Origin of the sequence: Pseudomonas deceptionensis, from assembly GCF_900106095.1 — a bacterium.
In the GTDB taxonomy this organism is placed as follows: Bacteria; Pseudomonadota; Gammaproteobacteria; order Pseudomonadales; family Pseudomonadaceae; genus Aquipseudomonas; species Aquipseudomonas deceptionensis.
Genome location: NZ_FNUD01000002.1, coordinates 2,328,079 through 2,342,097, shown reverse-complemented (window position 1 = coordinate 2,342,097; position 14,019 = coordinate 2,328,079). Strand labels below are relative to the sequence as shown.

General features: G+C 58.9%; 15 protein-coding genes. 6 read left to right on the top strand and 9 right to left on the bottom strand.

The features are described from left to right. Positions 1 to 4 precede the first annotated feature (4 nt). Both BLW11_RS10770 and msrB read right to left on the bottom strand, forming a co-directional pair. Positions 5 to 490 (bottom strand): glutathione peroxidase, encoded by a 486-nt coding sequence (locus tag BLW11_RS10770; protein ID WP_048358739.1) that lies wholly within the window; start codon positions 488 to 490, stop codon positions 5 to 7. A 17-nt stretch (positions 491 to 507) separates the two neighbouring features. Beyond that, positions 508 to 903, bottom strand: a complete 396-nt coding sequence (gene msrB, locus BLW11_RS10765) for a peptide-methionine (R)-S-oxide reductase MsrB (RefSeq protein ID WP_048358740.1) — start codon at positions 901 to 903, stop codon at positions 508 to 510. A gap of 208 nt (positions 904 to 1,111) precedes the next feature. Here msrB and BLW11_RS10760 point away from each other — a divergent pair, with 208 nt between their 5' ends. Beyond that, on the top strand, positions 1,112 to 2,323 hold the full coding sequence (locus BLW11_RS10760) for a pyridoxal phosphate-dependent aminotransferase (protein ID WP_048358741.1): 1,212 nt from the start codon (positions 1,112 to 1,114) through the stop codon (positions 2,321 to 2,323). 314 nt (positions 2,324 to 2,637) lie between these two features. Further along, positions 2,638 to 3,525, top strand: coding sequence for a protease HtpX (htpX, locus tag BLW11_RS10755; protein ID WP_048358742.1), 888 nt, complete (start codon positions 2,638 to 2,640; stop codon positions 3,523 to 3,525). Positions 3,526 to 3,581: 56 nt separating this feature from the next. Here the strand turns inward: htpX and BLW11_RS10750 are convergent, their stop codons facing one another. Then, positions 3,582 to 4,247: a thiopurine S-methyltransferase gene (locus BLW11_RS10750; RefSeq protein WP_048358743.1), complete on the bottom strand. Its 666-nt coding sequence runs from the start codon at positions 4,245 to 4,247 to the stop codon at positions 3,582 to 3,584. 101 nt (positions 4,248 to 4,348) lie between these two features. Between BLW11_RS10750 and BLW11_RS10745 the strand changes: the two genes are divergently transcribed. Next, positions 4,349 to 5,116, top strand: a complete 768-nt coding sequence (locus tag BLW11_RS10745; protein ID WP_048358744.1) for a DODA-type extradiol aromatic ring-opening family dioxygenase — start codon at positions 4,349 to 4,351, stop codon at positions 5,114 to 5,116. A 122-nt stretch (positions 5,117 to 5,238) separates the two neighbouring features. On the opposite strand, the gene BLW11_RS10740 is transcribed toward BLW11_RS10745, so the two are convergent. Together BLW11_RS10740 and BLW11_RS10735 are read right to left on the bottom strand one after the other, a co-directional pair. Next, on the bottom strand, positions 5,239 to 6,912 hold the full coding sequence (locus BLW11_RS10740) for a DEAD/DEAH box helicase (RefSeq protein ID WP_048358745.1): 1,674 nt from the start codon (positions 6,910 to 6,912) through the stop codon (positions 5,239 to 5,241). 371 nt (positions 6,913 to 7,283) lie between these two features. After that, complete coding sequence (locus BLW11_RS10735) at positions 7,284 to 8,039, bottom strand: spermidine synthase (protein ID WP_048358746.1); 756 nt, start codon at positions 8,037 to 8,039, stop codon at positions 7,284 to 7,286. A gap of 158 nt (positions 8,040 to 8,197) precedes the next feature. On the opposite strand from BLW11_RS10735, the gene BLW11_RS10730 reads away from it, so the two are divergent. Continuing rightward, the gene (locus BLW11_RS10730; RefSeq protein WP_048358747.1) at positions 8,198 to 9,544 is read left to right on the top strand and encodes a class II 3-deoxy-7-phosphoheptulonate synthase; all 1,347 of its coding nucleotides are present in this window, start codon (positions 8,198 to 8,200) and stop codon (positions 9,542 to 9,544) included. A gap of 54 nt (positions 9,545 to 9,598) precedes the next feature. Here BLW11_RS10730 and BLW11_RS10725 read toward each other — a convergent pair whose 3' ends face one another. Continuing rightward, positions 9,599 to 9,820 (bottom strand): DUF1127 domain-containing protein, encoded by a 222-nt coding sequence (locus tag BLW11_RS10725; protein ID WP_048358748.1) that lies wholly within the window; start codon positions 9,818 to 9,820, stop codon positions 9,599 to 9,601. A gap of 96 nt (positions 9,821 to 9,916) precedes the next feature. Here BLW11_RS10725 and BLW11_RS10720 point away from each other — a divergent pair, with 96 nt between their 5' ends. Next, entirely contained in the window at positions 9,917 to 10,774 is an 858-nt protein-coding gene (locus tag BLW11_RS10720; protein ID WP_048358749.1) for a LysR substrate-binding domain-containing protein, read from the top strand. Here BLW11_RS10720 and BLW11_RS10715 read toward each other — a convergent pair. The 3 genes from BLW11_RS10715 to earP all read right to left on the bottom strand — a co-directional run bounded on the left by BLW11_RS10715 (position 10,764) and on the right by earP (position 13,407). After that, positions 10,764 to 11,516 (bottom strand): sulfite exporter TauE/SafE family protein, encoded by a 753-nt coding sequence (locus tag BLW11_RS10715; protein WP_048358750.1) that lies wholly within the window; start codon positions 11,514 to 11,516, stop codon positions 10,764 to 10,766. The genes BLW11_RS10720 and BLW11_RS10715 overlap by 11 nt on opposite strands. Before the next feature lie 135 nt (positions 11,517 to 11,651). After that, complete coding sequence (locus BLW11_RS10710) at positions 11,652 to 12,224, bottom strand: elongation factor P (protein WP_016780001.1); 573 nt, start codon at positions 12,222 to 12,224, stop codon at positions 11,652 to 11,654. 49 nt (positions 12,225 to 12,273) lie between these two features. After that, positions 12,274 to 13,407, bottom strand: a complete 1,134-nt coding sequence (gene earP / locus BLW11_RS10705; protein WP_048358751.1) for an elongation factor P maturation arginine rhamnosyltransferase EarP — start codon at positions 13,405 to 13,407, stop codon at positions 12,274 to 12,276. A gap of 124 nt (positions 13,408 to 13,531) precedes the next feature. Between earP and BLW11_RS10700 the strand changes: the two genes are divergently transcribed. After that, entirely contained in the window at positions 13,532 to 14,014 is a 483-nt protein-coding gene (locus BLW11_RS10700; protein WP_048358752.1) for a GreA/GreB family elongation factor, read from the top strand. The last annotated feature ends 5 nt before the right edge of the window (positions 14,015 to 14,019 follow it).

The window sequence follows — 14,019 nt, the reverse complement described above, 5'->3', positions numbered from 1 at the left end:
GCCTTCACACCAGCAATGCCTGGATGTCCGCCTTGAGCGCTTCGGGTTTGGTGGTCGGGGCATAACGCTTGACGCTTTTGCCGTCGCCACTGACCAGGAACTTGGTGAAGTTCCACTTGATGCCTTGCGAGCCCAGCAACCCTGGGGCGCGTTTCTTGAGCTGGATAAACAGCGGGTGCGCCTGACTGCCGTTGACGTCGATCTTCTTGAACAGCGGGAAGGTCACGCCAAAGTTCAACTCGCAAAACTGCGAGATGGCCGCTTCATCGCCCGGCTCCTGCTGCCCGAACTGGTTGCACGGGAAGCCCAGAATAACCAGCCCCTGATCCGCGTACTGCTGCCACAAGGCTTCGAGCCCCTTGTACTGCGGGGTAAAGCCGCACTTGCTGGCAGTATTGACCACCAGCACAGCCTTGCCCCCGAAATCCGCCAGGGTTTTTACCTCACCGCCAAGCGTGGTACAGGGTATGTCGAACAGATTGTCGTTCATGACGGCGCCTCAAAAAGTCAGTCGCGGGGAACCAGGTCCAGGCACACCGAGTTGATGCAGTAGCGCAACCCGGTCGGTGGCGGACCATCGGGGAACACATGACCCAGATGCGCATCACATTTGGCGCAGACCACTTCAGTACGCACCATGCCGTGGCTGACGTCACGGATCTCGATCATCGCACTGTCGCCAATCGGCTGGTAAAAGCTCGGCCAGCCGCAACCGGAATCGAACTTGGCCGCTGAGTCGAACAACGGCTCGTTGCAGCAAATACAGTGGTAAACACCGTCCGTTTTAGTGGCGTTGTACTTACCCGAAAACGGCCGTTCGGTGCCTTTAAGGCGGCACACGTTGTATTGCTCAGGATCGAGCATGGCCTTCCATTCTTCTTGGGTTTTGCTCAACTTTTCCATGGTTCTGCCTCTGCAGCTGAAAAACCCCGACCAGTGGCTTTTCCAGGGGTCGGGTGGCACGTATGATTGCGCCTCGCTAAGCGCCAGTCTGGCACCCGCCCCAGCTGCATTCAAACGGATTCTTGAAGCAAGGCGGTGTTAGCGCAGGATTTCCCAGTGCAGGGGTGCTCACTCTGTCTGGATCGTTCATTTTCGGGATCACATAGCCATGCAGGTCAGCAAATCAAACAAGCTCGCCAACGTCTGTTATGACATTCGCGGCCCAGTGCTCAAGCACGCCAAACGTCTGGAGGAGGAAGGCCATCGCATCCTCAAGCTGAATATCGGCAACCCGGCGCCCTTTGGTTTTGAAGCGCCGGACGAAATCCTTCAGGACGTGATCCGCAACCTGCCGACTGCCCAAGGCTACAGTGACTCAAAAGGCCTGTTCAGCGCGCGCAAGGCGGTGATGCAGTACTACCAGCAAAAGCAGGTAGAGGGTGTCGGCATTGAAGACATCTACCTGGGCAACGGCGTGTCCGAGCTGATCGTGATGTCGCTGCAAGCGCTGCTCAACAATGGTGATGAAGTTCTGGTGCCCGCACCGGACTACCCGCTGTGGACAGCGGCCGTCACGCTGGCTGGCGGTCACCCGGTGCACTACCTCTGTGACGAACAGGCCAACTGGTGGCCTGACCTGGCCGACATCAAGGCCAAGATCACACCCAATACCAAAGCCCTGGTCATCATCAACCCGAACAACCCAACGGGTGCGGTGTATTCCAAGGAAGTGCTGCTGGGCATGCTCGAACTGGCCCGCCAGCACAACCTCGTGGTGTTCTCGGACGAAATCTACGACAAGATCCTGTACGACGATGCCGTGCACATTTGCACCGCGTCACTGGCACCGGACGTGCTGTGCCTGACCTTCAACGGCCTGTCCAAGTCGTACCGGGTAGCAGGTTTCCGCTCGGGCTGGATCGCCATCTCCGGGCCCAAGCAAAACGCCCAGAGCTACATCGAGGGCATCGACATGCTGGCCAACATGCGCCTGTGCGCCAACGTGCCCAGCCAGCACGCCATCCAGACGGCACTGGGCGGCTACCAAAGCATCAATGACCTTGTGCTGCCGAACGGCCGTCTGCTGGAGCAGCGCAACCGTACATGGGAGCTGCTCAACGATATCCCTGGCGTGAGCTGTGTAAAGCCGATGGGCGCGCTGTACGCGTTCCCGCGCATCGACCCGAAAGTATGCCCGATCCTCAACGACGAGAAGTTCGTGCTGGACCTGCTGCTCTCGGAAAAGCTGCTGGTGGTTCAAGGCACCGCTTTCAACTGGCCATGGCCCGACCACTTCCGTGTCGTGACCTTGCCCCGAGTCGACGAACTGGATATGGCCATCGGCCGGATCGGTAACTTCCTGAAGACCTACCGTCAGTAGTTTCTTTTTATGCTGTGCGACCCATCAAAAGTCGCACAGCATGTGTCTGATGAAACATTCTTCACACTTGCCCCCCACCCCCCCTCCTGCACCGCCGCACTTATCTCTAAAACGGGTAAACCCCTGTATTTACGAGGTTCGGATGGCACTTTCGGCGCGAAAAAAAGTCAATCTGTATTAGGAAATGCCGGCCAGGCGACTAGAATCGGTCTGTAGGACACAGTTTGAAATAGTCACTCGGTTGAATAGCCTGAAGCAGCACCTTATATACCCGCATACGGCAACACCCCAAAGTTGAGGAGATTCTTACAACCATGATGCGCATCCTGCTGTTTTTGGCCACTAACCTGGCGGTCGTGCTGATTGCCAGCATCACCCTGAGCCTGTTCGGCTTTGACGGGTTCATGGCGGCCAACGGGGTTGATCTGAACCTCAGTCAGCTGTTGGTATTCTGTGCAGTCTTTGGTTTCGCAGGGTCCTTGTTCTCGCTGTTCATTTCCAAATGGATGGCAAAAATGAGCACCAGCACCCAGGTGATTACTCAGCCTCGTACCCGTCACGAACAATGGTTGATGCAAACCGTTGAGCAATTGTCCCGCGAAGCGGGGATAAAAATGCCTGAAGTGGGCATCTTCCCGGCATACGAGGCCAATGCCTTCGCCACGGGCTGGAATAAAAACGATGCGCTGGTTGCGGTCAGCCAGGGCTTGCTGGAACGTTTCTCACCCGATGAGGTGAAAGCGGTACTTGCTCACGAAATCGGTCACGTCGCCAACGGTGACATGGTCACCCTGGCACTGGTGCAGGGCGTGGTGAACACCTTTGTCATGTTCTTCGCCCGGATCATCGGCAACTTTGTCGACAAGGTCGTGTTCAAGAACAGTGAAGGCCGCGGCATTGCCTACTATGTGGCGACCATCTTCGCCGAACTGGTACTGGGCTTCCTGGCCAGCGCCATTGTGATGTGGTTCTCGCGCAAACGTGAGTTCCGGGCAGACGAAGCCGGTGCACAGCTTGCTGGCACCTCGGCCATGATCAGCGCCCTGCAGCGCCTGCGCTCCGAGCAGGGCCTGCCGGTGCACATGCCTGACACCATGGCGGCCTTTGGCATCAACGGCGGCCTCAAGCAAGGTCTGGCGCGGATGTTCATGAGCCATCCGCCACTGGAAGAGCGTATCGACGCACTGCGTCGCCGCGGCTAACCCCACGGCAAGCACAAAAAAGGGCAACCGAGGTTGCCCTTTTTTTGCGCCCGCATTCAGGCCTTGCCGGTTTTTTCCAGGCGATACACCCGTTCCACCAGGCGCGTCACGCCGCCTTTGAGGAACTTCCACTCCTGATCGAGCACATCCGGCTGCTCGATTATCTCCAGGGCCCAGTCCGGGGCCAGCAAGCTCTGCACCTCGGCGTCCGGTACCGAGAACGGCGGCCCTTTCATTTCTGACTGATCGTAGTCGAGAGTAATCAGCAGCCCCTTGCAGCCCGTCGGCAGGATGCTGGACAGATGCCGGGCGTAGGCTGCCCGCATCTCGGGAGGGAAGGCGATCATTGCAGCATGATCGTACAGCCCCGCGCAGGACGCCACATCGGCCGCCGTCAGCGCGAAGATATCACCGCACAAGAGGGTCACAGGGCCCGCCTCGTACACCTTGAAGGCGCCCTGCTGACGAATCTGTGGCTCGACCTTCTGTTCGCTGAAGAACTGCTCCACGGCTGTCTGGGTCAACTCTACGCCCAGTACTTCGAAGCCGCTGGACGCCAGCCAGCTCAAATCCAGGCTTTTCCCGCACAAAGGCACCAGTACACGGCCGCCCTGCTCCAGTTCGAGCCCGGACCAAAGCCGCTGAAGGTAAGGGTTGACCGCCTGCAGATGAAAACCGATCTGATTGCGGTCCCAGCGGTCGTGCCAAAATTCGGGCTGCATGATTCACCTTTAAATTCGATAGATAAGCACTAAAACTTATATTGGATTTAGATCAATGATCGGGATGAAGATGAAGCATCTTAACCTTGAGGACGTCTTTCATGCTCCCCAGCCTGTTTATCTCCCATGGCTCGCCAATGCTAGCACTGGAACCGGGTGCCAGTGGCCCGGCGCTCAAGCGCCTGGCGGCCGAGCTGCAGCGCCCGCAAGCCATCGTGCTGGTTTCCGCGCACTGGGAAAGTCCGGATCTGAGGGTCGCCAGCCATCCGGCACCCGAAACCTGGCATGACTTCGCAGGCTTCCCGCCGGCACTGTTTGCCGTGCAGTACCCTGCCCCCGGCGAACCGGCGCTGGCTGCCCATATCGTCCAGCTGCTGGCAGATCATGGCTTGTCGGCCCGGCTGGATGCCCAGCGCCCTTTTGACCATGGCGCCTGGGTGCCGTTGTCGTTGATGTACCCGGCAGCCGACATTCCCGTGGTGCAGGTATCCCTCCCCAGCAAGCTGGGGCCGGCCGCACAGACCGAGGTGGGCCGCGCGCTGGCAGGTCTGCGCAGTGAAGGAGTCCTGATCATCGGGTCGGGCAGCATCACCCACAACCTGCGCGAGCTGGACTGGCACGCCGGCCCCGAAAGCATAGAGCCCTGGGCCAAAGCTTTTCGTGACTGGATGATCGACAAACTCGCCAGTGATGACGAAGCAGCACTGCACCACTACCGCGAACTGGCACCCTTTGCCGCCAAAAACCATCCCAGCGACGAGCACCTGCTGCCGTTGTACTTTGCCCGTGGCGCCGGTGGTGCGTTCAGCATTGCCCACCAGGGATGGACGCTGGGTGCGCTGGGGATGGATATTTATAAATTTGCCTGACACGCATTTGTAGTCGCCAGAAGCGAGGCTGCGTCAGCGACTACAGGACCTTTTTCCCAGGCAAAAAAAATCCCCGAACCAGTCGGGGATTTTTTTTAGCGATCAATCACAGCGAGCCGTGATCAATCTTCGCGATAGCGACGCAGCTTGAGCTGCTTGCCAGCAACGCGGGTGTCTTTCAGTTTGGCCAGCAAACCTTCCAGACCTGCTTCCGGCAGTTCTACCAGGCTGAAGCTGTCACGCACCTGGATACGACCGATTGCTTCACGTGCCAGGCCACCCTCGTTGAGGATAGCGCCCAGCAGGTTCTTGGCAGCGATACCATCACGCGCACCCAGCGCGGTACGGCAGCGAGCACGGCCTTCGGCCAATGGAACCGGAGCACGACGCTCACGATCACCACGGTCCGGACGGTCGCCAGTACGCTCGGACGAACGCTCACGTGGGGCGCTGTTCGGCACCAGTGGGCGATCGCGCTCGATAGCAGCCAGGGTCAGAGCCTGACCGTTGGTTGCCTTGCGCAGCAGAGCAGCGGCCAGGGCACGAGGGCTGCAACCGATATCGGCAATCAGGCGATCCAGCAGATCACCGTGAGTTGCTTCAGCGTCAGCTACCAGCGGGGTCAGGCTGTTGGTCAACTTCTTGATGCGGGCATCGAGAACAGCTTGAGCATCCGGCAGGCGGACTTCAGCAACCTTCTGACCGGTTACACGCTCGATCACTTGCAGCATGCGGCGCTCACGAGGAGTTACCAGCAACAGCGCGCGACCTTCGCGACCTGCACGGCCGGTACGGCCGATACGGTGAACGTAGGACTCTGGATCGTAAGGCATGTCAACGTTGAACACGTGAGTGATACGTGGAACATCAAGACCACGAGCAGCAACGTCGGTCGCCACAACGATGTCCAAACGGCCATCCTTGAGGGATTCGATCACGCGCTCACGCTGGTTCTGAGCAATGTCACCGTTCAGCGCAGCAGCCTTATAGCCTTTGGCTTCAAGGGCGCTTGCCAGATCCAGGGTCGCTTGCTTGGTGCGAACGAACATGATCAGGGCGTCGAAATCTTCAACTTCCAGCAGGCTCAATACAGCCGAGGTCTTCTGGTCAGCGTGAACCAACAGGTGAGCCTGTTCGATCGCGGTAACGGTCTGAGTCTTGGTCTGGATCTTCACGTGCTGCGGATCGCGCAGATGGCGTTCAGCAATGGCACGGATCGACTGCGGCAAGGTTGCCGAGAACAATACGGTCTGACGGGTTGGAGGAAGAGCCTTGAAGATAACTTCAAGATCGTCCATGAAACCCAGTTTCAACATTTCGTCAGCTTCGTCCAGAACCAGGTGGTTCACGGTCGACAGAACTTTTTCGTCGCGACGCAGGTGGTCGCACAGACGGCCCGGAGTGGCGACAACGATCTGTGCGCCATTACGGATTGCTTTCAGTTGTGGACCCATAGGGGCGCCGCCGTAAACGGCCACAACGGTAACGCCTGGCATTTGCTTGGCGTAGGTTTCGAAAGCGGTTGCTACTTGCAGCGCCAACTCACGGGTTGGCGCCAGGATCAGGGCTTGCGGCTCGCGCTTAGCAGGATCGATGCGGTGCAGGATCGGCAGTGCGAACGCGGCGGTTTTACCCGTACCGGTTTGCGCCTGACCAATCATGTCGTGACCGGCCATAATGATCGGGATCGATTGATGCTGAATAGCCGAAGGTTCTTCGTAGCCAGTCGCGATGACAGCTGCAAGAATGTTCGGATTAAGATTAAAAGCGGCGAAGCCGCCGGTTTCCTGGGTCATGGGTCTGCCTCTAAGTGCATCCGCAAAGACCCATGCTCCAAAGCTGCGCATGCCGTGTAAGACTCAAGAGTCGCCCTGGCTGCTTTGTCGGCGGGGATTTGCGAAAACGTTAAATGAATGGAGCGTTCAGGAGTTGTCCGCGAAACGGACGAGCAGCCGAAGCGTGCTTCGGGAAATGCGACACCTAAACGTGGCCCGGCTAAAGGCCGGCGCGCACTATACCGGATTTATCAAAAAAAAGAAGGGTTTTTTTGGGGGGCAATCGCCTGTATCCCTCTGTAGACCGGGCTTTAACGATATTTTCGACCTGAAAAAAACCCTTAACGCCTGCCCACTCTGGGGCAAACGCTAAAACGTTTCATCCTGAGGCCTCACGTCGCCGGGCGAATTGCCTTGATCAGCGACTCCAGCGAGTAGCCCAGGCGCGGTGCCAGAGCCTGTGCGCGGGCGCTCAGCGCGCTGATATCCAGGGTTTGCTCGAGGTCGGCAGGCACCATCAGGATGACGTTGCCCTCTTTCACCGGCAGCTCCCAGTAATGGCGGTGATACAACCCGCGCAGCAAGGCCGCGCCCAGTGGCTTGCCGTCATCGGTCGCCCACTGATTGATGATGAGCCAGCCGTTGGGGGCAAGCTTCTTTTGGCAGTTTTCGAGGAATGTCCACGCCAGATGACCGGCAGCAGGCCCCAGGTCGTTATAAAGGTCGACAAAGATCAGATCGGCCGGCTCGGCGCTGTCCAGCAGCTCGATGGCATCACCAATGCGGATAAACAACCGCGGATCATCGTCCAGGCCCAGAAATTCAATAGCCAGACGCGGGACGTCCGGGCGCAGCTCAATGGCTTCAACATCTTCAAGGGGTAAAAACTTGAGGCACGCCTGGGTCAGGGTCCCGGCGCCAAGGCCCAGGAACAAGGCACTCTCAGGGGCCTCATGGCACAGCGCGCCGATGAACATGGCACGGGTGTAGTCGTATTCCAGCCAGCTGGGATCAGCGGTGAACACACAACTCTGCTCGATCGCATCGCCAAATTCGAGGAAGCGGTAGTCTGCCACCTCCAGCACCCGAATCATGCCGAAGTCATCATGGACTTCAGCGAGCAGACGCTCAACGCGCTCCTCAGACATTTCCTCTCCTTGCCGCGCCACGGTACTACCCGCAACGCTGTAAAAAACAACCACTCGGTGTCGAGCGCAAAGGCGCAATTGTCGGCCATTGCGGCGCAGCAGGTCACGCACTAATTGCTGCTAACATGAGCCATCTCCTACAAACACTAGAGTCTGCAATGAGCCAAATCTGGACACCTGACAGCTGGCGCACCCTGCCGGTTCAGCAACAACCCCACTACCCTGATGCGGCACACCTGTTGCGCGTCGAGCAAACCCTGGCAAGTTATCCGCCACTGGTGTTTGCCGGCGAGGCCCGTGAACTGCGCCGACAGTTTGCCGAAGTCACTCAAGGTAGGGCGTTTCTGCTTCAGGGTGGCGATTGCGCTGAAAGCTTTGCGGAGTTTTCGGCAGCCAAGATTCGCGACACCTTCAAGGTCCTGCTGCAAATGGCCATTGTCATGACCTTCGCGGCAGGCTGCCCGGTGGTCAAGGTTGGACGCATGGCCGGGCAATTCGCCAAGCCGCGCTCAGCCAATGACGAAACGATCAACGGCGTCACGCTGCCGGCCTACCGTGGCGACATCGTCAACGGTATAGGCTTCGATGAAAAAAGCCGCGTGCCCGATCCGGAGCGCCTGCTGCAGTCTTATCACCAGTCCACCGCCACGCTTAACCTGCTGCGTGCCTTCGCCCAGGGCGGCTTTGCCGACCTGCATCAGGTGCACAAGTGGAACCTGGACTTCATCGCCAACTCGGCGCTGGCTGAAAAGTACAGCCAACTGGCCGATCGCATCGACGAAACCCTGGCCTTTATGCGTGCCTGCGGCATGGACAGCTCACCGCAACTGCGCGAAACCAGCTTCTTTACCGCCCACGAAGCGTTGCTGCTGAACTACGAAGAAGCCTTCGTGCGCCGCGACAGCCTGACCAACGATTACTACGATTGCTCGGCGCACATGCTGTGGATCGGCGACCGCACGCGCCAGCTGGACGGTGCCCACGTCGAGTTCCTGCGCGGGGTCAACAACCCGATCGGGGTCAAAGTCGGCCCGAGCATGAACAACGAAGACCTGATCCGCCTTATCGACATCCTCAACCCGGACAACGACCCGGGCCGCCTCAACCTGATCGTGCGCATGGGCGCCGACAAGGTGGGCGATCACTTGCCGCAGCTGATCCGCGCCGTTGAAGGCGAAGGCAAGCAGGTGCTGTGGAGCTGCGACCCGATGCACGGCAACACCATCAAGGCCAGCAGCGGCTACAAGACCCGCGACTTTGCGCAGATCCTGGGCGAGGTGAAGCAGTTCTTCCAGGTGCACGAGGCTGAAGGCAGCTACGCCGGCGGGATTCACATCGAGATGACCGGACAGAACGTCACCGAGTGCATCGGCGGGGCCAACCCGATTACCGAAGACGGCTTGTCTGACCGCTACCACACCCACTGCGACCCGCGCATGAACGCCGACCAGTCGCTGGAGCTGGCGTTCTTGATTGCCGAGACACTCAAGCAGGTCAAACGCTGAAAAGCCCCTCACCCTGCCCTCTCTCACAGGGAGAGGGCATCCTGCGCCACGCACTCACTTGTTGAACGGGTCATCCCAAAAGGCCCGGTGGCTTTCGGTATCGATATCTGCCCTGCTCAGCCCCAGGTCCTTGAGTGCCGCATCGCTGATTTTCCTCAGGTGCGCACGCTCCAGGTACAGCTGATGCCAGCGCATAACGCGGGCCGCTGCACGCGCCCCCCACGACTCCCGGCTCAATGAGCGGGCAACCCAAACAAAACCTTTTTGACCTTTCATCACTTGAGACCTCCTGGGGTATGGCTCAAGTCTCGGCCCGGACTTAAGATCAATCCAACGAATGTTTCTTATGCGACACATCTGCGAGATTGATCAATGGCCGAATTCCCCAGCATCGACACCGACCTGCTGCGCACGTTTGCCGCGATCGCCGATCACGGCGGGTTTACCCGCGCCGCTGAAGTGGTCAATCGCACCCAGTCGGCGGTCAGCATGCAGATGAAGCGGCTGGAAGAAGACGTGCTGCAATGTGCGCTGTTCCAGCGCGAGGGACGCAATGTCAGCCTTACCCCCGAAGGCCACGTGCTACTCGGCTACGCACGGCGCATCCTCAAGCTGCACAGCGAGGTGTTCAACACACTGCGCCAGCCGCAAATGGTGGGCACGGTCAAAATCGGTTCGCCAGATGATTACGTCATGCGCTTTTTGCCCGGCGTGCTGTCGCGCTTTGCCCAGGACTACCCGCTGATCAGCGTGGAGGTACATTGCGAGCCGTCGTCGCAACTGTTGCAGCGCAACGATCTGGACCTGACCATCGTGACCCGCAAGCCCGGCACTGAAATGGGGCAGATCCTGCGCCAGGAGCGCTTCGTGTGGATGGTGGCCCAGGGGTACTCGCCCCATGAACAAACGCCCTTGCCCCTGGCGATGTTCAACACCGACTGCTTTTGCCGAACCTGGGCCTGCAATGCACTGGACATCCAACAGCGCGAATACCGGGTCGCCTATACCAGCGCCAGCCTGGCGGCCATCAATGCAGTGGTGAGTACCGGGCTGGCCGTGACCGCCCAGCTGCAAAGCCTGCTCACTCCCGACTTGCGGATTATTGGCGAGGCGGAAAACCTGCCACAGCTGCCCTCCGCCAGTATTGTGCTGCTACGCAAACCCAACAGCGGGTCTTCGCCCATCATTGAGTGTTTTGCCGAGTACATCGTCGAGGGCTTTAAGCCTTGATCGCCAACAAGGCCGCGCACAGCAGCAAAAAGGCGCAATACAAACCGCGCAACAGGCGCTCGGGCGCCGCATAGGCAAGCTTGACCCCCCAGCTGACACTCAGCAGACCACCCACCGCCATCGCCAGCCCCATCACCCAGTTGACCTCACCATGCAGGGCATAGGTCAACAGAGTGACGCTGGTGCTGGGTGCCGCCAGCGCCAGCGACAAGCCTTGCGCCATTATCTGGGTCGTCCCGAACACACTTGTCAGCACCGGCACTGCGACCACCGCTCCGCCCACACCAAACAGTCCACCCGTGGTACCGGCAAGCACACCCAGCAGGCCAAACCAGGGCCAGCCAAAGCGCGAACCGGTCGCCGGCTGACCGGGCGAGCCGTACAGCTTGAACAGGTTGTAGAGGGTGATGGTCAGCAAAAAGCCAATAAAGCCCCACCGAATGAAGCGCGCATCCACCCCCACGGCCAGCGTCGCGCCTAACCACGCGAAGCAAAAACTCATCAACACCAGCGGCAATGCCTGACGCAGGTTGATCTTGTTGCGCTGGTTATAGCGGTACAGCGCGAGATACACGTTAGGCACGGACATCACCAGAGCAGTACCCTGCGCCATTTGCTGATCAAGGCCGAACCAAAGCCCCAGCACCGGGATTGCGATCAAGGCGCCACCAATCCCGAACAACCCGCCCAACGCCCCGAGCACGACGCCCAACGCCCCATACATTGCAAAATCGATCAGCATTGCGGCCCCTCTTAGTGAACGCCCATGCTAACCAGTCGCCTGCATGGGGCAAAGCGATAAACCGGGGCTTTTTGCCAGGCAAAAAAAAGCCCGACCTTGAAGTCGGGCTTTTTCATCGTGCGGTTGACGCCAGGTTTAAACCTTGGCGCGGCCCTTGTAGGAGCCACCGTCACGGGTATCGATTTCGATCCAGTCGCCGATTTCAACGAAATCTGCAACGCTCAGCTCGGTACCGTTTTTCAGTTTGGCAGGCTTCATCACCTTGCCCGAAGTGTCACCGCGAGCGGAACCTTCGGTGTAGTCAACCTGACGCACGATAGTGGTCGGCAGCTCTACGGAAACCAGACGGTCTTCGAAGAAGATGGCTTCGCAAACGTCGGTCATGCCTTCTTCAACGAATGGCAGAACGGCTTCGATGTCTTCAGCGTTCAGCTCGTACATGGTGTAGTCAGTGGTGTCCATGAACGTGTAGGTGTCGCCGCTGATGAAGGACAGGGTCGCTTCTTTGCGATCCAGGATCACGTCTTCGAGCTTGTCGTCAGCGCTGTATACGATTTCAGTCTTGTAGCCAGTCAGCAGGTTTTTCAGCTTGGTCTTCATGATTGCGCTGTTACGACCGGACTTGGTGAATTCAGCTTTCTGAACCAACCAAGGGTCGTTTTCGAGCTTGATGACTGTACCGGGTTTAAGCTCTTTACCAGTTTTCATTGCGAGTATCCGAATTTGGATTGAGATTTACAAAAATCTAGGCCGCGTATCATATCCAATTTCTATAAAACAGTACTAGCGCTTGCGCAAGATCGGCCTGCAATGACTGTTCCAGACACCATCGCTCGGCGTATGCCGTGATCTCTGGCCAGTGCTCAAGCAGCAAATTCCAGCTTTGCGTCATGTCGGTGCCGCCATTCCAGGCGTGCCACAACCCGGTAAAGGCTTGTGCGGCGGCCGGTGAAAGGCCTTTGACGTACAAAGCGAGAAACGCATTGAGCTTGACCCAGTGCGCGTCTTCTTCCTGCTCATAAATGTGCCAAAGCAGCGGCCGCCCGGCCCATTGCGCCCGCACAAACGAGTCTTCACCGCGCACCGCATTGAAATCACAGCTCCACAACAGGTGGTCGTAGTCCTGTTGCCTGACGAACGGCAGAGCCTGAACCGTCAGCGCCCCACGCACCTCAGCAACCCCCGGCGCCAGCTGATCCACACCGAGCCAGCGCAGCAGATCACCCATTATCCGCCCCTGGGGCACCAGCAGGTGGGTCGGGACGCTGCCAGCCGCCATGGCATCCAGCCAGCTGGCCAGCCCGGTGTTTTCATAGGCAAACAGTGAAATCAGCCGCGCATTGCTGGCCGGAAAAACACCCAACCCCTGCAAAAATGCCTGTTTGGCCCCGGGGTCCTGCTCAAAGGCACGACGGCGCTGCAACAGGTCAGCTTCACGCAGCAGCCCCCCTGTCCCCGCATCAAACCCCGGAAAGAAGAACATCCGCTTCAGGCCGTCGGGCCGCATGGAAGGCAAACCGTGGCAACCACTGACCCAGTCTTCCGCGCTCAAATACTCGAGGTTGATCCACAGCGCCGGCGTTTCGCGCAGTTTCATCGCTTCCAAATAACCTTCAGGCAGTTTGCAGGCGAAGGCCTCCACCACCACATCGGCGACATCCATCGGCTGCCACGGCTCAGGCCACTGGCACACCTCAACCCCCTGCTGCCATTGCCGCACCGCACCGGCATCCGCCTCGGGGCACAGCGGCACAAACGCCTTCAGGTCATCGACCCAAAGGCGAACGCACTGCTGGTGCTCGGCCGCCAGTTGCCGGGCCAGGCGCCAGGTCACACCAATGTCGCCGTAGTTATCGACCACACTGCAAAAAATATCCCAGGAGGCTTTCATTCCGGGCTCCCATATTCAAAATGTTGATTGTCCGCATAATTCAACGCGCAAAGAAGGCTTGAGGCGGATAAATCTGCGGGGCACTCGTGCGACAATCGCGGCTCGCCTCTTTCAAGCCAGACCCATGAACAAGACCGCTGTGCACCTGCTGATGCTGGAAAAACTCGAAATCGATCTCGATGTGCTCCAGCGCGCAGCGCAAACCGCCTATGAGGCTGCAACCCACGCGGAAAACATCGCCGAGAACAAGTACGACACCCTTGGTCTTGAAGCGTCGTATCTGGCGACAGGCCAGGCCCGCAGGGTTGAGGAGATCCGCCAGTCGCTCAAAAATTGCCAGGCCATGACCCTCGCGCCGTACAGTGCGGCGCAGGGCATTCAGGTCGGGGCACTGGTCAATCTGGAGGCCGAAAACGGCAGCGGGCAGTGGCTGTTCCTCGCCCCGGACGCTGCCGGGCTCAAGCTCAATCACGACGGGCACACAGTGACCGTCATCACCCCGCGCTCACCGCTGGGCGCTGCGTTGCTGGGCAAGCAGCTCGATGACGAGGTGCAGATCAACGTTGGCGGGGCGGTGCAAACATTCAGTGTGTGCGAGATCGATTAACGGCT